Below are 24,995 nucleotides of genomic sequence, written 5' to 3'. Positions count from 1 at the left end.
GCCATTGTGTTTTGCATCACGCAAATTGAATGCGACGGCTTGGCGACCGACCTGCAGCAGTCCGGCTGTGCCGCTGTGGCATTGCACGGCGCGCTGAGCCAGGGCATTCGCAACCGCCGCCTGATGGCGCTGCGCGACGGCCAGGTGCAAATTCTGGTGGCCACCGATGTGGCGGCCCGTGGCATTGACGTGCCCACCATCACCCACGAGTTCAACTTCGGCCTGCCGATGAAAGCCGAAGACTACACGCACCGCATTGGCCGCACCGGCCGTGCTGGGCGCGATGGCCAAGCCATCACGTTTGCTGAAATGCGCGACCGCCGCAAGATCTTCGACATCGAAGCTTTCACCCGCCAGCGCATTGCGGTGGAAACCATCCCTGGCATGGAGCCGCGCCAGCGCGCTCCGTCCGCCGAGCCGTTTGGCCGTGGCGCACCCGGTGGCCGCCCAGCCGGCCGTGGCAACAGCAACGACCGTTTTGCAGATCGCCGTGGCGCACCCGCACCGCGTGGCCCGCGTTTCGAAGGCCGTGGTGACGCACCGCGCTTCGAAGGTCGCAACGAAGCCCCCCGTTTCGAAGGACGTGGTGATGCACCCCGCTTCGAGGGCCGCGGCGATGCACCGCGCTTTGAAGGCAACCGTTTCGAGCGCGAAGCCCCCCGCACCGAAAACCGCTTTGACAACCGGGGCGAAAGCCGCCCCGCCAGCCGTGGTTTTGGTGACAAGCCCGCAGCGCGCAGTGGCTTTGGTGCCAAGCCTGCGGGTGCATCCGGCTTTGGCCGCCCCGACACCCGCGGTGGTGACCGCTTCAGCGACCGTGGCAACTCCGAGCGCACCGCCATGCGCGGTGGTGAGTTCGCTCCCCGCCGCACCGAAGGTGGCGCACCCGCCCGCCCAGTGGCACGCCGCAGCCCACGTTAAGCGCGCAAGCATGTGAAGGGGCCTTTGGGCCCATCCAAAAAAGCCGGAACTTGTGTCCGGCTTTTTTGCGTCTGCTCGCACCCGCTGTCGACACCTGCGCAGCCGTTCACACGCTGTTTTTCAGCGCATGCCGTTGCGCTGCGCCAGCTCCACAAACAGCGCCGAGTGGTCCAGGTCGCCGAGTCCGTGTTCGGTGGCCTGGGCAAACAGCTGTTCAAACAGGCCGGTGATGGGCGCTTCAAAGCCAATTTCCCCCGCTGTGGCCAGCGCATTGCGCATGTCCTTGAGCTGCACCGTGATGGCAGCGCGTTTGGTGAAGTCGCGTTCAACCATGCGCTGGCCGTGCACCTGCAGGATGCGGCTGTCGGCAAAGCCGCCGCTGATGGCTTGCTTGACCTTGGCCATGTCGGCACCGCCTTTTTCGCACAGCAACAGCGCCTCGGCCACCGCGCCTATGGTGATGCCCACAATCATCTGGTTGGCCAGTTTGGCGAGCTGACCGGCACCGTGCGGGCCCACGTGGGTGGGGCGCCCCAGCAGTTCCAGCAGCGGCTGTACACGCTCAAAGTCGGCGATTGCCCCGCCCGCCATGATGGCCAGCGTGCCCTCCTCAGCGCCCACCGTGCCGCCCGACACCGGTGCATCCAGGTGGTGCACTCCCTGCGCTTGCAGCCGCGCGGCGTGCTCGCGCGCCTGGCGTGGCTGTATGGACGACATGTCCACCACCAGCGTGCCGGGGCGCAGGGCTTGCGCCGAACCTTGGGCAAACAGCACGTCTTCCACCACCGCACCGTTTTCCAGCAGCGTGATGACGGTGTCCACTTGGGCCACCGCGTCGGCCGGTGTGTCCGCCACCCGGGCACCGAACGGCAGCAGGCGTTCGGCCTTGGTTTGGGATCGGTTCCACACACTCACGGCGCAGCCCGCTTCGCACAAACGGCGCGCCATGGGAAAACCCATCATGCCGATGCCGAGCACGGCCACTTGAGCGGGTCGTTGGGATGGGTTTGGGTGTGTGGTCGAGGTGTTCACTGGGGTTGTTCTCAAGGAATTGGGGTACCGGGGAGGGCGGTGTGTCGAAAATTGTAGGCGGCGTGTGCCGGGGTGCGTGACACAATGCCGACGCATGAAAACCCCCAACCGCCCCGACCCGGCCTGGCTGGACAGCCAGTACAACAACCGTGCCCTTGTGCCCGAGTACGCCAGCCATTTTGAACGCTGGGTGCGCGACTCGGCGGTGGCCCGCCAAGCCAGCGGGGCCGGGCTGGACCTGGCCTATGGACACGGCAGCGGCGAAACGCTGGATATCTTTCCCGCCGAAAGCCAGCCGGGCGGGGCGTCTGCGCCGGTGCTGGTGTTCATTCATGGTGGCTACTGGCGCAGCCTGGACAAGGCCGAACATGCTTTCCTGGCCCCGGCTTTTGTGAAGCAGGGCGCCTGCGTGGTGGTGCCCAACTACGCGCTGTGCCCGGCGGTCACCATTCCCGACATCGCCTTGCAGATGGTGAAAGCCCTGGCCTGGGTGTACCGACACATCGCCACCTGCGGCGGTGATCCCCACCGCATCACGGTGGTGGGGCATTCGGCCGGAGGGCACCTGGCCGCCATGCTGCTGGCCTGCCAATGGCCCGCTTACCTGCCGGGTTTGCCGCCTGCTCTGGTGAAAAACGCACTGTCCATCTCGGGCCTGTACGACCTGGAGCCGCTGCGTCACACCCCGTTTCTGGCCGATTCGCTGCGGCTGACACCGGCGCAGGTCAAGAAAGCCAGCCCGGCCTTGCTGCCCGCCCCAGCCGCGCAGCAAGGCCGTGGCCTGCTCTACACCGTGGCTGGCGGCGATGAGAGCAGCGAGTTTTTGCGCCAGAACCAGATGATCCAGCAGGTCTGGGGCCAGGACGTGGTGCCCGTGTGCGAAGCCCTGCCGGGCCTGAACCACTTCAGCGTGCTGGAAGCGCTGGTGCAGCCCGGGCACCGGTTGCACCAGCTGGCGCTGCAACTGTTGAAGGAATAGGCCCAGGCTTTTCCGGCGCGGGGGTGGAACATCCCCTACATCAACAAATGTTCACCCGCGTTGTCGCCGCCCAAAATCACATAGTTGACCTTGCGCACATCCATTAGCTTGGTGCCGCCCGAGTAGCTGATGGAGCTTTGCACGTCTTGCTCCATCTCCACCAGCGTGTTGGCCAGCTTGCCCTTGATGGGCTCCAGGATGCGCTTGCCTTCGACGTGCTTGTACTCGCCCTTGTTGAAGTCGCTGGCCGAGCCGTAGTATTCCTTGAACAGCTGGCCATCCACCTCCACCGTTTTGCCGGGCGACTCTTCGTGGCCGGCAAACAGAGAGCCGATCATGACCATGGACGCGCCAAAGCGCACGCTCTTGGCGATGTCGCCGTGGCTGCGGATGCCGCCGTCGGCAATGATGGGTTTGGTGGCCACGCGGGCGCACCATTTCAAGGCTGACAGCTGCCAGCCGCCGGTGCCAAAACCGGTTTTGAGCTTGGTGATGCAGACCTTGCCCGGCCCGACGCCCACCTTGGTGGCGTCGGCGCCCCAGTTTTCCAGGTCAATCACCGCTTCGGGCGTGGCCACGTTGCCGGCAATCACAAAGCTGCTGGGCAGCCGGGCCTTGATGTAGCCGATCATGTCGCGCACGCTGTCGGCATGGCCGTGGGCAATGTCGATGGTGATGTATTCGGGCACCAGACCCTCGGCGGCCAGCGTGTCCACCGTGGCGCGGTCGGGCGCTTTCACGCCCAGCGAGATGGAGGCGTAAACGCCCTGGGCATGCATGTGGCGCACGAACGCCACGTTGTCCAGGTCGAAGCGGTGCATCACGTAGAAGTAACCGTTCTGGGCCATCCAGAGGCAGATGGTTTCATCCACCACCGTTTTCATGTTGGCCGGCACCACCGGCAGGCGAAACTTGCGCCCACCCAGCTCCACGCCAGCGTCGCACGCCGAACGGCTCTCCACGCGGCATTTGCGCGGCAGCAGCAGAACGTTGTCGTAGTCAAAAATTTCCATAAAAAAACCAGGCTCCAGAAAACTGTTGTGTGTGAACAGGGAGAGCGCTTGGCCTGCAGTCCGGTCGACCATCTGGCGGGAAACCATCCGGCCAAAAAGAAACCGGGCGCAAGAATCTTGGGCCCGGTGACCGATTCTAGGCGCATCACCCGCCTTTCAACAGGGCGCGCGGACACCGGGGCCTGTATGGGCTTTATAAGGTTTGGCGTATGGCGTGCACCCGCTGGCGGGCCTTTCTACAATCGACCGCATGTTGTTTGAACCATCCGCTTCCCCGTCCCCGCTGCTGGCGGGCCTGAACACCGAGCAAAGTGCCGCTGTCACGCTGCCCGCCGAGCACGCGCTCATTTTGGCGGGCGCCGGATCGGGCAAAACCCGCGTGCTCACCACCCGCATTGCCTGGCTGTTGCAAACCGGGCAGGTCACGCCCGGGGGCATTTTGGCGGTGACCTTCACCAACAAGGCCGCCAAGGAAATGATGACCCGCCTGGGCAGCATGCTGCCCATCAACGTGCGCGGCATGTGGATCGGCACCTTTCACGGCCTGTGCAACCGCTTCCTGCGCGCCCACCACAAGCTGGCCCATTTGCCGCAAACCTTCCAGATTCTGGACACGCAAGACCAGCTCTCCGCTGTGAAGCGCCTGTGCAAGCAGTTCAACGTGGACGACGAGCGCTTTCCGCCCAAACAGGTTCAACACTTCATCAGCGGCTGCAAAGAGGACGGTAAGCGTCCCGCTGACGTGAAGCTGCGTGACGAAGAAACCCGCAAAAAAGTGGAGCTGTACACGCTCTACGAAGAGCAGTGCCAGCGCGAAGGTGTGGTGGATTTTGGTGAACTCATGCTGCGCAGCTACGAGGTGTTGCGCGACAATGACCAGGTGCGCGAGCACTACCAGCGCCGCTTTCGCCACATCCTGATTGACGAGTTTCAAGACACCAACCGCCTGCAATACGCGTGGATCAAGATGTTCAGCGCACCGCCGGTGGAGGGCTTGAGCGGCCCCGGCAACGCGGTGTTTGCCGTGGGTGACGACGACCAGAGCATCTACGCGTTTCGTGGTGCGCGGGTGGGCAACATGACCGACTTTGTGCGCGAGTTCCGGGTGCGTCACCAGATCAAGCTGGAGCAGAACTACCGCAGCTGCAGCAACATCCTGGACTCCGCCAACGAGCTCATCAGCCACAACAGCCACCGCCTGGGGAAAAACCTGCGCACCGACGCCGGCGCGGGCGAGCCGGTGCGCGTGTTTGAAGCCACCAGCGACTTTGCCGAAGCGCAGTGGATGGTGGACGAGATGAAGCAACTCGCGCGCGAAGACGTGCCCAAAACCGAAATGGCCGTGCTCTACCGCAGCAACGCGCAAAGCCGTGTGGTGGAAACCGCACTGTTCAACGCCGGCATGCCGTACCGCGTGTACGGCGGCCTGCGCTTCTTCGAGCGCGCCGAGATCAAGCACGCCCTGGCCTATTTGCGCCTGCTGGAGAACCCCAACGACGACACCAGCTTCATGCGCGTCGTCAATTTCCCGCCGCGCGGCATCGGCGCGCGCAGCATCGAGCAGCTGCAAGACGTGGCGCGTGCCTCGGGCTGCTCGCTACACGATGCGGTGAGCGCCGTCACCGGCCGGGCCGGTGTGGCCATTGGCGGCTTTGTGGCCAAGCTCGATGTGCTGCGCGAGCAAAGCGCGGGCATGACGCTGAGCGAAATCATGGAGCTGGTGCTGCAGCACAGCGGCCTGCTGGAACACTACCGCGCCGAGCGCGAAGGCCAAGACCGGGTGGAGAACCTGGAAGAGCTGGTGAGCGCCGCCAACAGCTTTGTGGGCATTGAAGGCTTTGGCCGCGACGCGGTGGCGCGCACGGTGGATGCACAAGGCCAGCCGCTCACGCAAAGCCCGGCCAGCCAGGGGCTGGACGCATCGTTGCCAATGCTCGACGAGCCGCTCGCCCCGGACGCCGACACCGGCGAAACCATGAGCCCGCTGGCCGCTTTCCTCACGCACGCCGCGCTGGAGTCGGGCGACAACCAGGCCCAGGCCGGCCAAGACGCGGTGCAGCTCATGACGGTGCATGCCGCCAAGGGGTTGGAGTTTGACTGCGTGTTCATCACCGGCATGGAAGAGGGCCTGTTTCCGCACGAAAACGCCATGAACGACCGCGACGGGCTGGAAGAAGAGCGCCGCCTCATGTACGTGGCCATCACGCGTGCGCGCAAGCGCCTGTACCTGAGCCATTCGCAAACACGCATGCTGCACGGGCAGACGCGCTACAACATGCCCAGCCGTTTCTTTGACGAGCTGCCCGCCGCGTGCCTGAAGTGGCTCACACCGCAGCAAGCGGGTTGGGGGGCGGGTGGTGGTGCGGGTATGGCGGGTGGCACAGGTGCCTGGCACAACGGGCAGCGCAGTTTGGGTGCGGCACCCGTGCTGCAGCCGTCGTGGTCGCCCGGGTTCGCCGAACGCGGCGACCCCAAGGGCCTGGGACACAACGCGCCCGAGCCCGACCGCCAGACCGGCGTGAAGGCCGGCCAAAAGGTGTTTCACAACAAGTTTGGCGAAGGCAAGGTGCTGTCCATTGAGGGCGCTGGCGCCGACGCCCGCGCTCAGGTGAGCTTTTCACGCCACGGGGTGAAGTGGCTGGCCTTGAGCGTGGCCAAACTCACACCGGTGGACGACTGAACGCGGGGTCTGACTCTGTTGCGCGGACAAAAAAGCCGCGACCGGCGAACCGGTCACGGCATCAAAAAGTCACGCGGTCTCTGATCGGCTTGGAACCTCCGCGCAACCTTGGAGAACACAAGGCGCACACCCCGTGCGCCATCTCAGCAGATCAGAAGTCGTGGCGCACGCCCAGAGCGAAGATTTGGGTGTCGGTGGTTTTCACGCCAGCGGCGTTTTCCGCTTTCACGCTGCTGTAGCCGCCGTACAGGCTGGTGCGCTTGGACAGGGCGTATTTCGCACCCAGACCGAAGCCGGACGACTCGATCGTCTTCACACCGTTGACCTTGGTCTCACCGCCAGCGTAGCCAGCCGACAGCTTGACTGCGCCGAAGGGCACTTCCACGCCAAAGTTGTACTCGTTGTCTTTGCCACCGGCAGCGGCATCGGCCTTGCGGGTGTTGTAGCCACCGGAGAGAGCGAACGAACCGAAGTCGTAGGCAGCGACCAGGGCGGTGTACTGCTGCTTGGTCTTCTCGTCCTGGTAGCCCAGACCCACGTTCAGGCCGCCTGCCTTGTAGCCCAGCAGCATGCTGGTGACGGTGTCGTCGGCGCCTGCCGTTTGCTCGAAAGCGTGGGACACGGTACCGTACACACCGCCAAAGTTGGGGCTGTCGTAGCGGATCATGCCGTTGTTGCGGCTGCTGTAATCGGCGTTAGCGCCGCCTGTCTTGAACACGGCAGCGGTGGGGGTGAATCCGTTGGAATCGAACACGTTGTATTTGTTCGACAGCGCGCGCGCGTCGTCGAAGGGCGTGGTCATGCGGCCCATGCGAACGGCACCAAAACCACCGGCCAAGCCGACGCTGCTTTCGCCCTTGAACGAAGGAGCCTGCAGTGCGCCGGTGTCGATGTCAATGCGCTGCTCCAGCTTGAACGTGGCCTTGAGGCCGCCGCCCAGGTCTTCGCTGCCGAGGAAACCCAGGCGCGGCGTGGTCAGGCCAACGGTACCGCCCGAGAACAATTTGGTGTCGCTGCCAGCGGCGATCTTGTCTTCGCTACCCACGGATGCGTCCAGACGGCCATAGATGGTCACAGACGACTGTGCCAGTGCGGCACCCGAAGCGGCCAGAACGGCCAAAGCGATAAGGGATTTTTTCATGAGGGTTTCCAAAAAAAGTGTGTCGCAAGGGTTTTTGACCCGAGCCCGTTGCCGATTGCAATCAGGTAGGTGTATTTTATCCAACGACCATAAAACCTTTGTGACACAAGCCGTATTTCCCCTTGTTGTTGTAAATTGGCAACAAAATTCTCAGGGATTTGCGGGGTCGCACCTGTGTTGGGCGCCGTGGGGTGGTGCGTTCTTGCACACCCAGTCTCGCCAGAGGCCGGCGATAACGGTCTGCAGGCCAAGCCCGTTGGCGGAACCTGCTGCAGCTATTGAGGGGTCAGGAGCCTGCGCTGGGTCTGCCTGCCAAGTGAATGAGGAAAGAGGAACTGTAAAGACAGCCCAACCCTTGGTGCGTTGGGCGTTATGAAGGATGTTGTGGCGAAACGGCGCCGGGTGTGGCGGCGCCCGCGCACGCCGCTCGTTGGCCCGTTAGGGTTTTGCGGCGACGTCGGTGGCAACCGGTGCCGTTTGAGTTTGATCTTCCAGCAGCTGGCCCAGCTGCATCGAGATGTCCAGCAAAACCGCCTTGCTGCTGTAGTAACGGTCCAGTCGCCATTCGTTGAGCAACTGCAGGGCCAGGTTGAAATCGTCGTAGTCCAGTTGATACAACTCGGCGAGTTTGAACGGTTCTTCTGACTCCAACGCCACGACCAAGGCCGACAGGATCTTGGCCTCTGGTTTTTCGGGGTTGCGCTCAATCAGTTTGCGGGTTTTTTTAAGGGCTCTCATGGACAACCTCGTGCTTTCAAAACAGTGGATGCAGGAGGGATGAAGTTCAGGCACCGCATCCCAGTCATTTGTGACAAAGCATAACGGGGTCGCTGCGTGGCGTGATGACGGTTGTGTGGCAGTTTTGTGACTGAAAAACGGCCTCTGTCGGTCGTATCGCCTGCTGGATCGACACCGGTTGCGACCGTTTTGTCACTGTGTCGCCACAAGTCTTGTGCAAGATTGAAAACCAACAGATTGCAAAGGAGGTTGTATGGAAAAAGAAAATGCGGTGGCTTCGCTCGGCCAGTCCACGCTGCTGCTGCCCGCCTGGGTCAAGGCGGCCCTGCAGGCCAACGACCGCCTCAAGCTGTACTTGTCGGTGCTGCAGTCGGCGGCGCAGCGTGCCGCCAATCCCGCAGCGACTTCCCCCGACTGGTCGCGCGAAATTGCCCACCTGGGCCTGCGCGATGCCTCCTGGCTCAAAGACGTGGCTACCACCGCCTACCTGCAAGACCAGACATTGATCGTGCCCGAGCTTGCGCAGTGGCTGACGGCGCTGGCCTCTGACCTGAGCATCATGGCGCGCCCGCTGTGCGACGTGGCCGAGCACAAAAACGTGGCCCTCGCCGCGCGGCGCGACCACTGGCTCAAGAGAATCGAAGAACTCAACGACGAAGAAGGGCTGAGCCCGCAGGCGCTCAGCGACCTGACGCACGGCAACCGCCATGGCAGCGACAGCTTTCACCTGCTGGTGATGGACTTGCACAAACAGCTCAACACCATGGCGGTGGCGGTGGCCACGGAGGATGTGGACGGTGCGCACGTCTGGCAGGTCGAGGACGGCGACCGGCCCTTGATCCGCGCCTTCATGCGCGGGCTGGCGCGCACCGCCGTGCTCAAGTTCAGCCATCCGGGCCTGGACACGGCTGTGACCCGCGACGGCGGTCGCCTGTTGATTCAGAACGATATTGGCACCAACGATGCGCATGTGTTGGTGATCGAAGTGGAAGGGCGCCGCATCCACCTGACCTATTCCGATCTGCATGTGCCCCGGTTTGGCTTCTTCCGGCAGATGCTGGAAGGCGCTGGCTTTGAATGGACGGTGTTTGACCCGCGCACCACGGCAGGGCTGAACCAGGGCAAACCGTACCAGGTGGGCAACGCGGTCTTCACGGCGGCCGATGACGAGGCCTTGCACATGGCGCTGGAAGCGGTGGCCTCGCGCATTGTGTTTGTGATCGACTGGAACCGCGCCCGCAAGCGGTTGCAGGAATTTGTGCGAAAACCGGTGGCCATGGCCGTGCTGCGTTACGCAGCCGACCACGATCTGGGCCACATGGCCTGGCTGTTGGCCGGTGGTGAGCAGCTCATTTACGAAGCCATGCAGGCGGTGGACGCCGACGCGTTTCGCATTGGCGACCGGCTTGACCAGGTGCTGGGCGAGGCCGCCACGCAAGCCTTTTTACAAGACCTGCTGCGCATGGCCAGCGTGAAACTGCGTGAGCAACAGCCGGTGGCGCTGATTGCCGACGAAGCCCGCTTGCTGCTGGCCCGCGTGCTGCAGCGGCGCACCTTTGAATTTGATTTGCTGGCCGAACATGCGGCCTTCTGCCACGCGTTGGCCCTGGCACTGAGCGAGGCGCTGGAGTTCGCCAGCACCACGGCCGACGCGGTGCAGCGTGCCAAAAACTGGGAGCGCAAGGCCGACCACCTGCTCATGGAGGCGCGCCGACGCGCCGAGCGCCAGCCGCGCTGGCTGCCCATGGTGCAGCTGCTCGACGACATGGACGACATTGCCGACGCACTGGAAGAGGCCACTTTCATCCACAGCATGACGCTGACACAGCCCCTGGCCGGGTTGCCCGCAGCGGTGAATGCGGTGCTGGGCGAACTGGCCGACACCACGCTGGCCGCCATTCAGGACCAGATCAAGGCGATCGAAATTGCGCGCCACATGAGCGAACACACCGAACCCGCCGACAGCGAAGCCTTCCTGCAGGCGCTCTGGCGCATGCTGCGCGCCGAGCGCATTTGCGACGACCTGTTGCGCAGCGCCCGGGCACGCATCGTGCAAACCCTGCATGCGACACCGGCCTTGTTTTCACTCGCCACCGAACTGGCCGCCACCATCGAGAAAGCCACCGACAGCCTGCTCAGCGCGGGTTACGCGCTGCGCAAACTGGTTTTCAACAAATCGGGAATGACCGCATGAACGCCACGCACCACTGGCCCAAGCACTTTTACCTGGTCGCCAGCGGCCAGACGCCGCCGCACCACAAACCCACGCGCGAGAACATGGGCTCCAAAGCCCACAACCTGCTGCGCATGGCCGCCATCGGCTTGCCGGTGCCAGCTGCATTGGTGGTGGGCACCCACTTCACCCGTGCGCCCGAAGACTGCATGCTGCCGCTCTTCAGCGTGGGTCTGCCGGCGCTGGAATCGGCCACCGGCATGGTGTTTGGTGATCCACGCCAGCCCCTCATCGTCTCGGTGCGCTCGGGCGCGCCGGTGTCCATGCCCGGCATGATGGAAACCCTGCTCAACGTGGGCCTGTGCGAGGCCACGCTGCCCGGCCTGCTGCGCCAGACCGGCAACCCACGCCTGGTCTGGGATGCCTACCGCCGCCTGATCGCCAGCTACGGCGAGGTGGTGGCCGGCTTGCCGGGTGCTCTGTTTGAGGACGAAATCCAGCGCACCACACAAGGCCAGGACGAACGTTTGCTCGATTTCAGCGAGCTGCGCGAACTGAGCAAGCGCTTCCTCGCCATTTACCGCGAGAACGCAGGCGAAGACTTTCCGCAAGATGTGCGCGCCCAACTCAGCGGCGCGGTGCATGCCGTGTTCGCCTCGTGGCACTTGCCCAAGGCCACCAGCTACCGCAGCATGCACGGCATCGACGACGCCATGGGCACCGCCGTCACCATTCAGCGCATGGTGTTCGGCAACGCGGGCTGCCATTGTGGCGCGGGTGTGGGCTTCACGCGCGACCCGACCGGCGGCCACAACACCATCTGGGTGGACTTTTTGGCCAACGCCCAGGGCGAAGACGTGGTGGCCGGCCAGCGCAACGCGCATGGGCACGAGGTGCTGGCCCAGACCGCTCCCGACGCCTGGAACGAGCTGCAGGCCATTGCCTTGCGGCTGGAGCAAGAATTCCAGGACATGCAGGACTTTGAATTCACCGTAGAGGACGGCGCGCTCTACATGCTGCAAACCCGCTCGGGCCAGCGCACGCCGCAGGCCGCAGCCCGCATCGCGTTGGACATGCTGGACGAAGGCCTGATCAGCGCCGAGCAGGCGCTGGAGCGCACCCAAGCGCTGCAAGACAGCGACCTCACCACCCAGCGGCTCGTGGCGCAACACGCGGACCAGCCCGGCGCGGCGCCCGCCACGCCCGTGGCACAGGCGTTGTCGGCCTGCAATGGCGTGGTCAGTGGCGAGATTGCGCTGGACGCCCAGCGCGTGCAGGAACGCGCCGACGCCGGTGTGGCGGTGGTGTTGGTGCGGCAAGACACCCAAACCACCGACATCGCCGCGTTGAATGCCGCCGTCGGTTTGCTGACACAGCGCGGCGCGCGCACCTCGCACGCCGCCGTGGTGGCGCGGCAGATGAACCGCGTCTGCCTGGTGGCTTGCAGCGCCTTGCAGATCGACGAGGCCCACCGCAGTGTGCGACTGGGTGAACACGCGTTCGCCGAGGGCGATGTGATCACGCTCGACGGCAACGACGGTCGGGTCTACGCAGGCCCAGTGACCACGGTGGCGGTGGCCGACGAGGATTTGCTGGCGCGGCTGGCTGCGCTGCGCCAGTCCGCCAACCACGCCACGCAACACAAGCCGGGCAAGCATGCGCAGCCCGCCGCCACCACCGCCTTATAAGTCCACGATCCAGAGCCACCCCGGAGAAAGCCACCATGAACATGGGCAACGACTTTGTCGAAAACCACACCTTTGACGAACTGCACATTGGCCAGAGCGCCCGCTTGCTGCGCACCCTGACCCCGCACGACATCCAGGCTTTTGCGGCGGTTTCTGGCGACACCAACCCCGCGCACCTGAACGCCGAATACGCCAACGACACCTTGTTTCATGGCGTCATTGGCCACGGCATGTGGAGCGGCGCCCTCATTTCTGCGTTGCTGGGCACCCAGTTTCCCGGCACCGGCACCATTTATCTGGACCAGGCCCTGCACTTCTCGCGCCCGGTTCGCATTGGCGACACCTTGACCGTGAGCGCCACCGTCATCGCCAAAGACACGCAGAAAAAAGTGGTGGAACTGGCCTGCGAAGCGCTCAACCAGAAAGGCGAATGCGTGGTCAGCGGCGTGGCGCGCGTGCTGGCCCCCGCCCACAAGGTGCGCATGCCCCGGGGCAGCGTGCCCACCATTCAGGTGTTTGACCCCGAAGCCCGCTTCAACGACTTGCTGGCCATGGTGCGCCACATGCCCGCCGTGCGCTGCGCCGTGGCCCACCCGTGCGACGAGGGCTCGCTGCGCGGCGCGGTGGAAGCCGCAGGCTACGGGCTGCTGCTGCCGGTGCTCATGGGCCCTGAAAACCGCATTCGGGCGCTGGCCGAAGAATTCGCCCTCGATTTGAACGGCATGGAACTGGTCAACACGCCGCACAGCCACGCGTCGGCCGAACACGCCGCCGCCCTGGCCGCCGCTGGCGAGGTGGCAAGCCTGATGAAGGGCAGTCTGCACACCAACGAGTTCATCCAGGCCGTGCTGGCCCGCAAAGAGCTGCGCACCGGGCGGCGCATGTCGCATGTGTTCCGGTTCGATGTGCCGCTCTACAGCAAGCCCTTGCTCATCACCGATGCCGCGCTCAACATCCGCCCCACGCTGGAAGAGAAGGTGGACATCGTGCAAAACGCCATCGACTTTGCGCGCCTGATGGGCGTTGACGTGCCCCGGGTGGCCGTGTTGTCGGCGGTGGAGAACGTCAGCTCCAACATGCCGTCCACGCTGGACGCCGCCGCCCTGTGCAAGATGGCCGACCGGGGCCAGATTCGGGGCGGCCTGCTGGACGGGCCGCTGGCCTTTGACAACGCCATTTCCGCTGAAGCTGCGCTCATCAAAAACATCGAGTCGCCCGTGGCCGGGCAGGCCGATATTTTGGTGGTGCCCGACCTGGAGAGCGGCAACATGCTGGCCAAGCAACTCGAATACCTCGCCGGTGCCACCGGTGCCGGTATCGTGCTCGGCGCCCGCGTGCCGATCGCGCTGACGAGCCGGGCCGATGGCCCAAGGTCTCGCGCCGCCTCGGCCTTGCTGGCGCAGCTGGTGGCCCACCACGGAAAAACCGGCAAAAGCTAAACCAGGGATGCAGCGGGCTGGTGGGGCCTTGCTGCGTGAATGGACCGGGCTGCAGGCAGAGCGGTCTCATGGGCGAACAGATGGCTTGCTGAGCGGGCACCTGCCTCTGCGCGGGTGCCCGCCTTTTCATTCGACCTTCAAAACCCTGTCACCCCGGTGTCACAAGGGTTGATTAACGTCATTTTTTCCTTTCAACCCCGCAACGGAGTTCATATGTTTGCAGTTCGTCACATTGCCCTGACAGCCCACGCCATGGACCCCCGCTTCAAAGACGCCAACGGCGATCTGGTGGCCGATGCGCCCACCGACCCCAAGCAGTGGATCGACCCCGCCACCCTGGTCTTTGCCTACACGCCCGTTGAAGACCCCGCCGTGTACGCCAAGGTCTGGGAAGGTTTTGTGGACCACCTGGCCAAAACCACGGGTAAAAAAGTGCAGTTCTTCCCGGTGCAGAGCAACGCAGCCCAGCTCGAAGCCATGCGCGCAGGCCGCCTGCACGTGGCGGGTTTCAACACCGGCTCCAACCCGCTGGCGGTGAACTGCGCGGGCTTTGTGCCGTTCACCATGATGGCGTCCAAAGACAACCGTTTTGGCTACGAGATGGAGATCATCACGTTCCCGGGCAGCGGCATCGACAAGATCGAAGACATCAAGGGCAAGCGCCTGGCCTTCACGTCCGAGACCTCCAACTCGGGCTACAAAGCCCCGTCGGCCCTGCTGCGCGAGCAGTTCAAGATGGAAGCGGGCAAAGACTACACGCCCGTTTTCAGCGGCAAACACGACAACTCCATTTTGGGCGTGGCCAACAAAGACTACCCGGCAGCCGCCATCGCCAATTCGGTGAAGGTCCGCATGGAGGCGCGCGGTGTGGTCAAGCCCGAGCAGACCCAGGTCATCTACAAGTCGCAGACCTTTCCCACCACCGGTTATGGCCACGTCTACAACCTCAAGCCCGAGTTGGCCGAGAAGGTCAAGCAGGCCTTCTTCAGCTACAACTGGGAAGGCACCGCCCTGGCCGCCGAGTTCAACAAGGCCGAGCCACCGCAAGAGAAGTTCATGCCCATCACCTACAAGCAGCATTGGCAAGTGGTGCGCGACATTGACCAGGCCATGAGCGTGAGCTACGCCTGCAAATAAGGGAACCGAACCATGCTTGAGTTGCGTCAGTTGGACAAACGCTACCCCACCGGCGACCTGGCCCTCCAGGGCGTGAGTCTGCGTGTGGGGGCGGGTGAGGTGTTGGGGCTGATCGGTCCGTCCGGGGCCGGCAAGTCCACCCTGATCCGCTGCGTCAACCGCCTGGTGCAGCCCAGCAGTGGGCAGATCGATCTGGACGGCCAAGACCTGGGCGCGCTGGGCGCGTCGGGTCTGCGCCAGGCCAGGCGCCAGATCGGCATGATTTTTCAGGAATACGCGCTGGTGGAGCGCCTGACGGTGATGGAAAACCTGCTCTCAGGGCGACTGGGTTACACCGGTTTCTGGGCCAGTTGGTTCCGCCGCTTTCAGGGCGATGACATCGCGCAGGCGTATTCGCTGCTGGAGCGCGTGGGCCTGAGCGGCATGGAGAACAAACGCGCCGACGCGCTCTCGGGCGGGCAGCGCCAGCGCGTGGGCATTGCGCGGGCGCTGATGCAAAGCCCCAAGCTGCTGCTGGTGGACGAGCCCACCGCCAGCCTGGACCCCAAGACCTCGCGCCAGATCATGCGGCTCATTTTGGAGCTGTGCCAGGAACGCGGGCTGGCGGCCATTGTGAACATCCACGACGTGGTGCTGGCGACCGAATTTTTGCCGCGCATCGTGGGCCTGCGCGCGGGCAGCGTGGTGTACGACGGACCCGCCGCCCACGTGAACCACGCGGTGCTCACCCGCATTTACGGCGACGAAGACTGGACCGCCATCACCCAGCGCATGCAGGCCACGGCGCAAGCCGCCGATGAGGCCGACGAACGCAAGCTGGCGCTGGTGGCCGCATGAGCGCGCTGGCCACCCCGGCGGCAGCACCGCCGCGCACATGGCAGCGCCCGCCCTTCATCGCCAGCCCATTCACCCGCTGGGCTTTGTACACTGGCGCCGCGCTGTATCTGGTGCTCGCCACCGCCTCGCTCGATGTGAACTGGGTCCGGGTGCTGCAAGGGCTGGAGCGCGGCTGGGCTTTTGTGCAGGGCTTTTTGAACCCCGACTTCACCAGCCGCTGGGACGACATCGTGATCGGCTTTCAAGAGAGCCTGACCATGACCGTCACATCCACCGCGCTGGGTGTATTGCTGTCCATACCGGTGGCGGTGGGTGCAGCGCGTAACCTGGCACCGACCTGGATCTACCTGATTTGCCGCAGCTTTGTGGCGCTCTCGCGCACGCTCAACGAAATCATCGTCGCCATCTTTTTGGTCGCCATGTTTGGCTTTGGGCCCTTTGCCGGCTTCCTCACGCTGACCTTCGCCACCATTGGTTTCATGGCCAAGCTCATGGCCGAAGACATCGAAGAAATTGAAGCCTCGCAACTGGAGGCGCTGCGCGCCACCGGTGCGGGCTACCTGCAGGTGCTGGACTTTGCGGTGCTCTCGCAGGTGATGCCGCGGCTGGTGGGCCTGTCGCTGTACCGGCTGGACATCAACTTCCGCGAGTCGGCGGTGATTGGCATTGTGGGCGCGGGCGGCATTGGCGCCACGCTCAACACCGCCATGGACCGGTACGAATTCGATTCCGCCGCCGCCATTATTTTGGTCATCATCGCCATCGTCATGGTGGCCGAGTACAGCTCGGGCTGGCTCAGAAAGCGCATCCAGTGAACACCGACCACCACAGCCTGCCCGTGTGGCGCAAACGCTCCCGCCGCGCCGACTGGCTGGTGTTCGGCAGCTGGGTGCTGGCGCTGGCCTTCGTCTCCTGGACCTTTCAGGTGATGACGCAGGACACCATCTGGGCCTTTGTGCTCGATGCGCCCGCGCAGGTGCAAGACATTGGCTCGCGCATGCTGCCCCCGGCTTGGGGCTTTTTGCCCGAGTTGTGGTGGCCGCTGTGGGAAACCATCAACATCGCCACGCTGGGCACGCTCATCGGTTTGGTCATGGCCGTGCCGGTGGCTTTTTTGGCGGCGCGCAACACCACGCCCAGCACGCGTTTTGTGCGTCCGGTGGCGCTGTTCGTCATCGTGGCCTCGCGCTCCATCAACTCGCTGATCTGGGCCTTGTTGCTGGTGGCCATCCTTGGCCCCGGCGTGCTGGCTGGCATTTTGGCCATTGCGCTGCGCTCCATTGGTTTCATTGGCAAGCTGCTGTACGAAGCCATTGAAGAGATTGACGGCGCGCAGGTCGAAGCCATTGAGGCCACCGGCGCCAGCACCGCGCAAACCATGGCCTGGGGTGTGGCGCCGCAGGTCGCACCCACGCTGGCCGGTATCACGGTGTTTCGCTGGGACATCAACATCCGCGAGTCCACCGTGTTGGGCCTGGTGGGGGCGGGGGGCATTGGCGTGAAGCTCGAAGCCGCCCTGGGTTCGCTGGCCTGGCCCAAGGTCACCACGCTGCTGATCTTGATTCTGGTTACGGTGGTGGTGAGCGAGTGGGTCACGGCGAAGGTGCGCGAGAAGTTGATTTGAAGGGGGTAGAGAAAAGCAAATGTGGGCCGCAACCGTATTGCCACGACAGCCCCCATCCCAACCTTCCCCCAGAGGGGGAAGGGGCCAGAGGCGCACCCGTGGAAGGGGGCAGATGCGCCCAGCGGAGGGGCCGGATGCGCTTGTTGGAAAGGGGCCAAAAACCACTGCGGCATGGGTTTTTCTGGCTCCCTCCCCCTCTGGGGGAGGGTTGGGGTGGGGGCTCTCCCGCTCTTCTTACCTTCACTTACCTTCAACCCCCCCACTTGCCTCAAGCCATGATGTGCAAACCCGCGTCCACGTACACCACATCGCCGGTCATGCCCGAGGCGCCGCCGCCCACCAAAAACGCCACGGCGCGGCCCACTTCGGCAATGTCCACCAGCCGGCGGCCGGGGGCGCGGGTCACGGCCATGTCGATCAGCTCGTCAAAGTGCGCAATGCCCGAGGCCGCGCGGGTGCGCAGCGGGCCGGGTGACACGGCGAACACCCGAATGTCTTTCTCGCCCAGCTCTTTGGCCAGGTAGCGCACGCTCGACTCCAGCGCCGCCTTCACCGGCCCCATCAGGTTGTAGTTGTTCACCACCTTGTCGGCGCCGTAATAGCTCATGGTGATCAGCGCGCCGCCGGGGTTCATCAGTGGCTCCGCGTGGTGCGCCATTTCAATGAACGAATGGCAAGACACCTGCATGGCCTGCAAAAAGCCCGTTTGCGAGCAGTCCACAATGCGTCCGTGCAGGTCGTCGCGTGGGGCGAAGGCGATGGAATGGATCACGAAGTCGATCGAGCCCCAGGTTTGTCGAATCTCTTCAAACACCGCCTGCATTTGCCCGGCTTGCGACACATCCAGCGGCAGCAGCAGGGCGGTGTCAATTTGCTGCGCCAGCGGGGCCACGTGCGGCTTGGCTTTCTCGTTCAGGTAGGTCAGAGCAATGTCGGCGCCAAAGGCGCGCAGCTTGGCCGCGCAACCAAAGGCGATGCTGTCGCCATTGGCCACACCCACCACCAGGCCGCGTTTGCCCTTGAGCATGTCGCCAATGCGGGTGTTTTCGTCCCACACTTTGGGCAGGGGGTCGATGGAATTCGGGTCGGTAAACATGGCGGTTCCTGGGGTTTCAAAAATAGGGTGGCTCACAGCATCAACAGCTCGGCCGCGTGCTCGGCCAGCATGCGTTCTTCGTTGGTTTTGAACACCAGCACCGACACGCGCGATGCGGGCGTGCTGATGGCGGTGGCGTGGTCCTGGTTGGCTTGCGGGTCCAGCTCAATGCCCAGCCAGCCCATGTCGGCCAAGATGGCCGCGCGCACGGCGGCGGCGTTTTCGCCAATGCCGCCGGTCAGCACCAGCGCGTCGAGCCCGCCCAAGCTGGCGCTCAGACTGCCGATTTCGCGGCGGCAGCGGTCGGCAAAATAGGCCAGCGCCTCGTGTGCGGCGGGGTTGTCCGACGCTTGCAGCGTGCGCACATCGTGCGACAGACCCGACAAACCCTTCAGCCCCGACTCTTGGTACAGCAAGTGGCTGATGGCTGCCGCGTCCATGCCTTTTTCGGTCATGAGGTAGAGCACCACGCCGGGGTCCAGCTGGCCGCAGCGTGTGCCCATGGGCAGGCCGTCCAGCGCGGTAAAGCCCATGGTGGAGGCCACCGAGCGGCCATTGCGCATGGCGCACATCGACGCGCCGTTGCCCAGGTGCGCCACGATCACCCGGCCTGCGGCCAGAGCCGGGTGATCGGCGTGCAGCCGCCGCGCGATGAATTCGTACGACAGCCCATGAAAACCATAGCGCCGAATGCCCTCGTCGTAATAGCGGCGCGGCAGCGCAAAGGTGTCGGCCACAAAGCCATGGTGGCGGTGAAACGCGGTGTCAAAGCAGGCGATTTGCGGCACGCCCGGAAACGCCAGCCGCGCCGCCCGAATGCCGGCCAGGTTGTGCGGCTGGTGCAGCGGGGCCAGCGGCACCAGGCGCTCCAGCGCGACCACCTGCGCGTCGTCAATCAGCACCGGCGCCACGTGCGAAGTGCCGCCGTGCACCACCCGGTGGCTCACGGCCAGCACCTGCGCACCCGCAAAAGCGTGCTGCTGCCAACGCAAAATGGCCTGCACCGCCTCGGCGTGGTTGTTCAGCGCGGGCTCGGGCGCCAAGCCAAAACCAGACGCCACATCCGCCGTGGACCGCACCGAAAACCGCGCCTGTGCGCCCAAGCCTTCAATTTTCCCCACGGCCAGCAGTGGCAGCGCAGGGGTGGCGGCGTACACCGCAAACTTCACGGACGACGAGCCCGCGTTCAGGGTCAACAACAAGGTGTGGTGCATGGTGTGTGGGGGGTGTTCAGTCGCCGTGGCGCAGCATCACGTACTGTCCGGGGGCCGCGCCCCAAGCGGTTTCGGTCAGCGGTTGCGCGGCCACAGGTTCGGCTGCACTGTGCGTTTGCAGCCAGCCGCTCCAGGCTTCCCACCAACTGCCCTCGCGGCGCGGCGCGCTGTGTGCCCAGTCGTCGGGGTGGGGCCGGTGCTGGCCGTGTGCGGTGGTGTGGATTTGGTAATGCCGCCCGGCGTGCCCGGGCTCGGACACGATGCCCGCGTTGTGCCCGCCGTTGGTCAGCACAAAGGTCACGTCGGTGTCCACCAGACGGTGGATTTTGAACACCGAGCGCCAGGGCGACACATGGTCTTTCACCGTGCCCACCACAAACACGGGCACCGAAATGTCGTGCAGCGACACCAACTGTCCATCAAAGCTGTAGCGCCCCAGCGCCAGATCGTTGCCCAGGTACATGCTGCGCAGGTACTGGCTGTGCATCACGGCGGGCAGGCGCGTCACGTCGGCGTTCCAGGCCATCAGGTCGTTGCTGAACGTGGGTTCGCCCAGCAGCACCGAGCGGGTGCGCTCCTGCCACACCAGTTCGCGCGAGTGCAGCAACTGGAACGAACCGGCCATTTGCCGTCCGGTTAAAAAGCCCTGCTCAGCCGTCATGCTCTCCAGCATGGCCACTTGCGCGGCGTCAATCAGCACACCCATTTCGCCGGGTTCGGAAAAATCGGTTTCGGCGGCCATCAGCGTCAGGCTGGCCAGGGCGGCGGGTGCATCGGTGGCCGCTTCCTGGTGCGCCAGCGCGGCAGCCGCGATGGCGGTGAAGGTGCCGCCCAGGCAATAGCCCGCCAGGTGCACCGGCTGCTGCGTGTCGGCCTGCACCTGCGCCAGCGCATCCAGCACGCCCAGGCGCACATAGTCGTCCAGGGTCAGCAGGGCATCGTTTTCGTCCGGGTTGCGCCACGACACGATGTACACCGTGTGCCCCTGCGCCACCAGCCAGCGCACCATGGAGTTGTGCGGCGACAGGTCCAGGATGTAGTATTTCATGATGCAAGACGGGATGATCAGCACCGGTTCGGCCAGCACCTGCGCCGTGGCCGGCTGGTACCGGATCAGCTCCACCAAGTCGTTGCGCATGACCACCTGCCCTGGCGTCGTGGCCAAGCCTTGCCCCGGGGCCAGTGTCTCGGCACCGGGGCGCAGGGGAGGCAGCCCATGGCGCTCGCGCCACGCGTCTACCGCATGGCCCAGGCCCGTCACCAGGCTTTGGCCGTGGGTGTCGGCGGCTTTGCGCAGCGCCTGTGGATTCGACAGCAGGGCGTTGCTGGGCGACACCATGTTCAGCCCTTGTTGCGTCAAAAACAGCAGCTGTTCGCGGGCGTGCGGCTCCATGCCCCGCAAGGCGCTGGCGCTCTGCCACCAGCGCTCGCAAGCCAGGTTGGCGGTGGCCATGGCGTTCCAGGGCCAGGCGCTCCAGGCCGGGTCGGCAAAGCGCGCATCGTGCGCGGCGCTGTGGGGTGCTGGGGCGGCAGCGTCGGCCGTGAACAGCGTGGGCCATGCGGCACGCAGCGAACCGCTCAGCCAATCCAGGCCCAGGGTTTGTGCCTCGGTGAACAGGCGGGCCTGCGTGCCCGGAGACACCGCCAGGTTCAGCGCCCAGTCGGTCCAGGCCCGGGCCATGGAAACGGGCGAGAGCCCGGCGCTGCCACGGGCCAGCGCGGCATGGGCCAGTTGATCCAGTGCGTCAGCCGCCTGCTGCAGCGTGGTGGAAGATGGAATAGGGTTCATGGTTGCAGTGTATGAAGTGCTTGTGACAGCCGTTTGAAGCCGGGTGGTGGAATCGCCGCCTGCAGCGGTGTTGGTGCGTTCGTCAAGACAGCTGTCATCATCGCGCCTTGCCGGCCCGTTGAAATGGTGGGGCTCGGCCAATGTCGACCCGTGTGGTGTGTGCAGAGATGCTGTCCCGTTTGAACCTGGTCAAGGAATGCCATGAATCCCCCAAATGCCATTCACCGTACCCACTGCGTGGCACTGCAACTGGCGCTGCCCTGTGCAGACCCGGCGGATGTGCTCAGGCAACTGAGCCAAACACCGCTGCTGCGCCGGCGCAAGCCCACGCAGCACGGCGAAGAAGCACTGGACCTCGACAGCCCCGAGTCCCTTGAGTGGCAGCCGCGCGAGAGTGGCTGCACCCCACCCCTGCAAACCACCCGCTGGACGGTACGCCAGCGCCAGGGCATGCACGTCGAACTGGCGCTGACAACTAGGCATGTGCTGGTGGGTGGCCTGTGTCGCCCCGTCTGCCAGCTTGAAGGGGTGTTGCTGGCGGGCACACCGGCTGCGCTCCACGGCATGGCCGTTCAGCTGGCAAAGACCGTGCCCATGCTGCCCAGCCAGGCCACCTTGGCCGAGCGCTGCCTCGCGCTGGCACAGGGCGCCCACACCGCTCAAACCGCACCCACTGCCAAGCCCGACCCAGGCACGTCGTTGCCCCAACTGGCCCAGCGGGTGCTCAGCCACATGCTGCACGCCTTCGCTACCCATCTGGCGCAGCTGCCGCACTCAGACGACCCCGAGGTGGTTCACCAGGCGCGTGTGGCGTGGCGCCGGTTCAAAAGCGGGATTCGCCTGTTCAAACCGGTGTTGCCACCCGATGCGCTGCCCGACTGGGCACCGCTTGAACCCCTGCTGAGTGCCCTGGGCGCACTGCGCGACCAGGACGTGGCCCTGACCGAAACACTGCCCCCGCTGCAACACGCCTACACCGAAGACCAGGCCCACCGCCTGGCCCACTGGGAAGCCTTGCAACAAGCCTTGGCGCAAGCCAGCCAAACCCAGCGCCACACCGTGCGCCAGGCCCTGCAAAACCCAGCTGTTGGGCACACCTTGCTGAGCACCCTGCAAGCGCTGTGCAACATGCCAGAGCCAGCCGCGCAGGACGAACCCCGGCACGCCAAACACCCCAAAAAGGCGCTCGCCCTGCAACACTGGGCGCAGCGGCGCCTGGCCCGCCTGCACCAGCGCCTGAGCACCGCCACCCAAACCCTGGGGCCGCTGGAGAGCCAACACCGGGCCCGCATACTGGCCAAGCGCCTGCGCTACAGCACCGACGCCCTGCGCACCCTGTTGCCCAAAAAAGATCGTCAGCGCTGGGCACAACAAGCCAGCCACTGGCAAACCCAGCTGGGCACCACACGCGACGTGACCCGCGCCAGCACCCTGGCCGCCGAATGGGGCGCCGATGCTGAATTGGTGGCCTTTTTGCGTGGCGTGGCGGTGGGGCAGCAGATGGGGGGCGGGTGAGGGGTTGCGCCGTCATGAGGCCCGTTCGGGCTGCGCCTGTTGAAGTCCTTCGATAAGCTCAGAGCGGGCGGTTGACGCTTCAAGGGGCCGGATCACCAGGTTCCATTTTCATCAAATCCCCAACCCGAAACCCGCAACAACACACCAGCCGCCTCCGGTGTGAAACACCCGCGCGCCATGCGCTCGGCCAGTGCGTGCGGTGGCAGCAGCTCAAAGCGCTGCACCTCGCCGTCCTGGTTGTTGGGTGTGGTGCCCGGGGCCAGTTGGGCCAGGTAGCAGTCCAGGTGTTCCACGCTGTACGACAGGCCGTCGTCGTTGTCGCCATGGGTCACCGGGTGCGCCACACGGATGCGGCCATGGTGTTGCAGCGCGTGCAGGTCGGTGGTGTGCAGGCCCGCTTCTTCCCACAGTTCGCGCTGCCAGGCAGACTCGGGCGTTTCGCCCAGGGCCACGGTGCCGCCCATCAGGGTGTCCCAGCGGGCAGGGAATTCGGCTTTGTGGGCCGACCTTTGTTGTACCCAGGTGCTTGCGCCGTCGCTGGCGCTGGGCGCCACGCCCACCAGATGCACGCCCTGGGTGGGCATGCCCAGCAGGCGGGCAATGCCGCGTTCCCCCGCGCCGATGCAGCTGCCCGCCGCGTCCCGCACCGCCAGGGCTTCGCCGTGCCAGTGGCGCACCAGGCCAGCCGCTTGCAAGGCCAGCGCCAGTTGCGCCAGCGCGGGCGTGAGCGGGCCGTTCAGGTGCCAGGTTTCGCCCTGCGCGCCGCGCCGGTGGTGCAGGCCCAGGCTGTGCAGCGGCACCCCGTGCGCGGCCAGCCGTTCCAGCAAGGCGGGCGCCACCGAGCCAATGGTGTCTTGCCCGGCGCACAAGGGCAGCCGGGGCTGTGTGGGCGCTTGGTGGGCTTGCTGCCACACGGCTTGGCGCCAGGCGGCATGGGCCTCGGGGGGCAAAAGGTTCAAGGGCGTTGGCCTTGGGCCAGGCGTTGCTCAATGTCTTGCAACACCACGGGCAGGTCGGCCACGGTGTCGATGACGTAGTGCGCACCGGCGGCGAGCAACTCGGCGCTCACGCGGTTGCGCATGTTGGCACGGCTGGCTTCGTCAGCGGCTTGGTATTGCGCCAGCGTCCAGCCCGCCGGGCTGCCCGAGAGCGCCACGCCCACGGTCCACATGCCCGCGTTCAGGCCTTCGGCCATGCCGGGCAGGGTGTCGTCCACCTTGACACAGTGCGACACGGCGCCAATACGCAGTTGTTGCACGCAGTGCAGCGCCATCCAGGGGCCGGGGCGGGCGCCGGCGGGCAGGTCGTCGGCGCAGACGGTGCAGTCGGGCGTGTAGCCCTGTGCGCTGGCCAGGGCCATCAGCCGTTCCATCACCTGCCGGGGGTAGCCGGTGGTGGAGCCAATTTTGAAACCCTGTTGGCGCAGGCTTTGCACCACGTCCAGCGCGCCGGGAATGAGGGCGCTGTGTGCGCCCACGCGCTCCACTTGCAGCGGAATGAAGGTCTCGTAAATGTGGCGCACGTCGGCTTGGCCCATGGGGCGGCCAAACTGGGCTTGCCAGCGCGCCGCAATGGCGGGGTCGCGGCCCAGGGCTTCGATGTGTTGCCACTTGCCCAGGCCCATGGGACCGCGCGCCTCGTCCAGGCTCAGCGCAAAGCCGTAGGCGGTTTGGAAGGCGTCGACAAAAATCTGGGTCGGAGCGAACGAGCCGAAATCGACGGTGGTGCCAGCCCAGTCAAAAATGACGGCTTCTAGGGTGTGTTGCATGGGGTCTCCGGGGTGTTGTTGGGCGTGTTTGAGGTCATCCCCTTTTGGGGAGGGTTGGGTAAGGGTCTTCTGCTGTGTTGGCACGCTGGCCCCCATCCCAACCTTCCCCCAGAGGGGGAAGGAGTAAGGCATGGCTTCGGCGCAGTGCCTGTTGTTGGGCGTGTCTGAAGCCCTCCCCCTCTGGGGGAGGGTTGGGTGGGGGCTTTCCCCG

At 65.0% G+C, this 24,995-nt stretch carries 20 protein-coding genes; 11 read left to right on the top strand and 9 right to left on the bottom strand.

All coding sequences use genetic code 11. The annotated features are described in order from the left end of the window. The coding region (locus Q7J58_RS00200) for a C-terminal helicase domain-containing protein (RefSeq protein ID WP_304821698.1) at positions 1–921 on the top strand (921 nt) is incomplete at its 5' end. A gap of 120 nt (positions 922–1,041) precedes the next feature. Here the strand turns inward: Q7J58_RS00200 and Q7J58_RS00195 are convergent. Further along, positions 1,042–1,953, bottom strand: a complete 912-nt coding sequence (locus Q7J58_RS00195) for an NAD(P)-dependent oxidoreductase (protein ID WP_304821695.1) — start codon at positions 1,951–1,953, stop codon at positions 1,042–1,044. 94 nt (positions 1,954–2,047) lie between these two features. Here Q7J58_RS00195 and Q7J58_RS00190 point away from each other — a divergent pair, with 94 nt between their 5' ends. Beyond that, complete coding sequence (locus Q7J58_RS00190) at positions 2,048–2,932, top strand: alpha/beta hydrolase (RefSeq protein WP_304821692.1); 885 nt, start codon at positions 2,048–2,050, stop codon at positions 2,930–2,932. 35 nt (positions 2,933–2,967) lie between these two features. On the opposite strand, the gene Q7J58_RS00185 is transcribed toward Q7J58_RS00190, so the two are convergent. Further along, on the bottom strand, positions 2,968–3,945 hold the full coding sequence (locus Q7J58_RS00185) for a GMP reductase (protein WP_304821689.1): 978 nt from the start codon (positions 3,943–3,945) through the stop codon (positions 2,968–2,970). A gap of 250 nt (positions 3,946–4,195) precedes the next feature. Between Q7J58_RS00185 and Q7J58_RS00180 the strand changes: the two genes are divergently transcribed. Beyond that, positions 4,196–6,625: a UvrD-helicase domain-containing protein gene (locus tag Q7J58_RS00180; RefSeq protein ID WP_304821686.1), complete on the top strand. Its 2,430-nt coding sequence runs from the start codon at positions 4,196–4,198 to the stop codon at positions 6,623–6,625. Between the two features lie 151 nt (positions 6,626–6,776). Here the strand turns inward: Q7J58_RS00180 and Q7J58_RS00175 are convergent, their stop codons facing one another. Continuing rightward, positions 6,777–7,766: a porin gene (locus tag Q7J58_RS00175; protein ID WP_304821683.1), complete on the bottom strand. Its 990-nt coding sequence runs from the start codon at positions 7,764–7,766 to the stop codon at positions 6,777–6,779. 438 nt (positions 7,767–8,204) lie between these two features. Continuing rightward, positions 8,205–8,504 carry a hypothetical protein gene (locus tag Q7J58_RS00170; protein ID WP_304821681.1) on the bottom strand — a complete coding sequence of 100 codons (300 nt, stop codon included), beginning with the start codon at positions 8,502–8,504 and terminating at the stop codon, positions 8,205–8,207. Between the two features lie 253 nt (positions 8,505–8,757). Here Q7J58_RS00170 and Q7J58_RS00165 point away from each other — a divergent pair, with 253 nt between their 5' ends. From Q7J58_RS00165 to phnE (Q7J58_RS00135), 7 genes are all read left to right on the top strand, one after another. Then, positions 8,758–10,698, top strand: coding sequence for a phosphate transport regulator (locus tag Q7J58_RS00165; RefSeq protein ID WP_304821678.1), 1,941 nt, complete (start codon positions 8,758–8,760; stop codon positions 10,696–10,698). After that, positions 10,695–12,365 (top strand): PEP/pyruvate-binding domain-containing protein, encoded by a 1,671-nt coding sequence (locus Q7J58_RS00160; protein ID WP_304821674.1) that lies wholly within the window; start codon positions 10,695–10,697, stop codon positions 12,363–12,365. The genes Q7J58_RS00165 and Q7J58_RS00160 overlap by 4 nt, the downstream gene beginning before the upstream one ends. Before the next feature lie 35 nt (positions 12,366–12,400). Then, a complete protein-coding gene (locus Q7J58_RS00155; protein WP_304821671.1) occupies positions 12,401–13,804 on the top strand; it encodes a bifunctional enoyl-CoA hydratase/phosphate acetyltransferase in 1,404 nt (467 codons plus the stop codon). 213 nt (positions 13,805–14,017) lie between these two features. Beyond that, a complete protein-coding gene (phnD, locus tag Q7J58_RS00150; RefSeq protein WP_304821668.1) occupies positions 14,018–14,941 on the top strand; it encodes a phosphate/phosphite/phosphonate ABC transporter substrate-binding protein in 924 nt (307 codons plus the stop codon). A gap of 12 nt (positions 14,942–14,953) precedes the next feature. Next, complete coding sequence (gene phnC, locus Q7J58_RS00145) at positions 14,954–15,778, top strand: phosphonate ABC transporter ATP-binding protein (RefSeq protein WP_304821666.1); 825 nt, start codon at positions 14,954–14,956, stop codon at positions 15,776–15,778. After that, positions 15,775–16,593, top strand: coding sequence for a phosphonate ABC transporter, permease protein PhnE (gene phnE, locus Q7J58_RS00140; protein WP_304821664.1), 819 nt, complete (start codon positions 15,775–15,777; stop codon positions 16,591–16,593). The genes phnC and phnE (Q7J58_RS00140) overlap by 4 nt, the downstream gene beginning before the upstream one ends. Further along, positions 16,590–17,402: a phosphonate ABC transporter, permease protein PhnE gene (gene phnE / locus Q7J58_RS00135; protein ID WP_304821662.1), complete on the top strand. Its 813-nt coding sequence runs from the start codon at positions 16,590–16,592 to the stop codon at positions 17,400–17,402. Before phnE (Q7J58_RS00140) ends, phnE (Q7J58_RS00135) begins: the two co-directional genes overlap by 4 nt. A 268-nt stretch (positions 17,403–17,670) precedes the next feature. On the opposite strand, the gene fabI is transcribed toward phnE (Q7J58_RS00135), so the two are convergent. The 3 genes from fabI to Q7J58_RS00120 all read right to left on the bottom strand — a co-directional run bounded on the left by fabI (position 17,671) and on the right by Q7J58_RS00120 (position 21,501). Next, positions 17,671–18,429 (bottom strand): enoyl-ACP reductase FabI, encoded by a 759-nt coding sequence (fabI, locus tag Q7J58_RS00130; RefSeq protein WP_304821707.1) that lies wholly within the window; start codon positions 18,427–18,429, stop codon positions 17,671–17,673. Positions 18,430–18,530: 101 nt separating this feature from the next. Then, positions 18,531–19,712: an acetate/propionate family kinase gene (locus Q7J58_RS00125; RefSeq protein ID WP_304821660.1), complete on the bottom strand. Its 1,182-nt coding sequence runs from the start codon at positions 19,710–19,712 to the stop codon at positions 18,531–18,533. A 16-nt stretch (positions 19,713–19,728) separates the two neighbouring features. Next, positions 19,729–21,501, bottom strand: coding sequence for an alpha/beta fold hydrolase (locus tag Q7J58_RS00120; RefSeq protein WP_304821657.1), 1,773 nt, complete (start codon positions 21,499–21,501; stop codon positions 19,729–19,731). Positions 21,502–21,702: 201 nt separating this feature from the next. Between Q7J58_RS00120 and Q7J58_RS00115 the strand changes: the two genes are divergently transcribed. Continuing rightward, positions 21,703–23,016, top strand: a complete 1,314-nt coding sequence (locus Q7J58_RS00115; protein WP_304821654.1) for a CHAD domain-containing protein — start codon at positions 21,703–21,705, stop codon at positions 23,014–23,016. 92 nt (positions 23,017–23,108) lie between these two features. Here Q7J58_RS00115 and Q7J58_RS00110 read toward each other — a convergent pair whose 3' ends face one another. Then, entirely contained in the window at positions 23,109–23,975 is an 867-nt protein-coding gene (locus Q7J58_RS00110; RefSeq protein ID WP_304821651.1) for an NUDIX domain-containing protein, read from the bottom strand. Continuing rightward, entirely contained in the window at positions 23,972–24,784 is an 813-nt protein-coding gene (gene phnX / locus Q7J58_RS00105; RefSeq protein WP_304821648.1) for a phosphonoacetaldehyde hydrolase, read from the bottom strand. Before phnX ends, Q7J58_RS00110 begins: the two co-directional genes overlap by 4 nt. Positions 24,785–24,995 lie beyond the last annotated feature (211 nt).

Source organism: Hydrogenophaga sp. (assembly GCF_030656115.1).
Lineage (GTDB): Bacteria > Pseudomonadota > Gammaproteobacteria > Burkholderiales > Burkholderiaceae_C > Hydrogenophaga.
The sequence above is the reverse complement of the archived record's forward strand: the minus strand, read 5'-3'. Positions and strand labels throughout refer to the sequence as shown.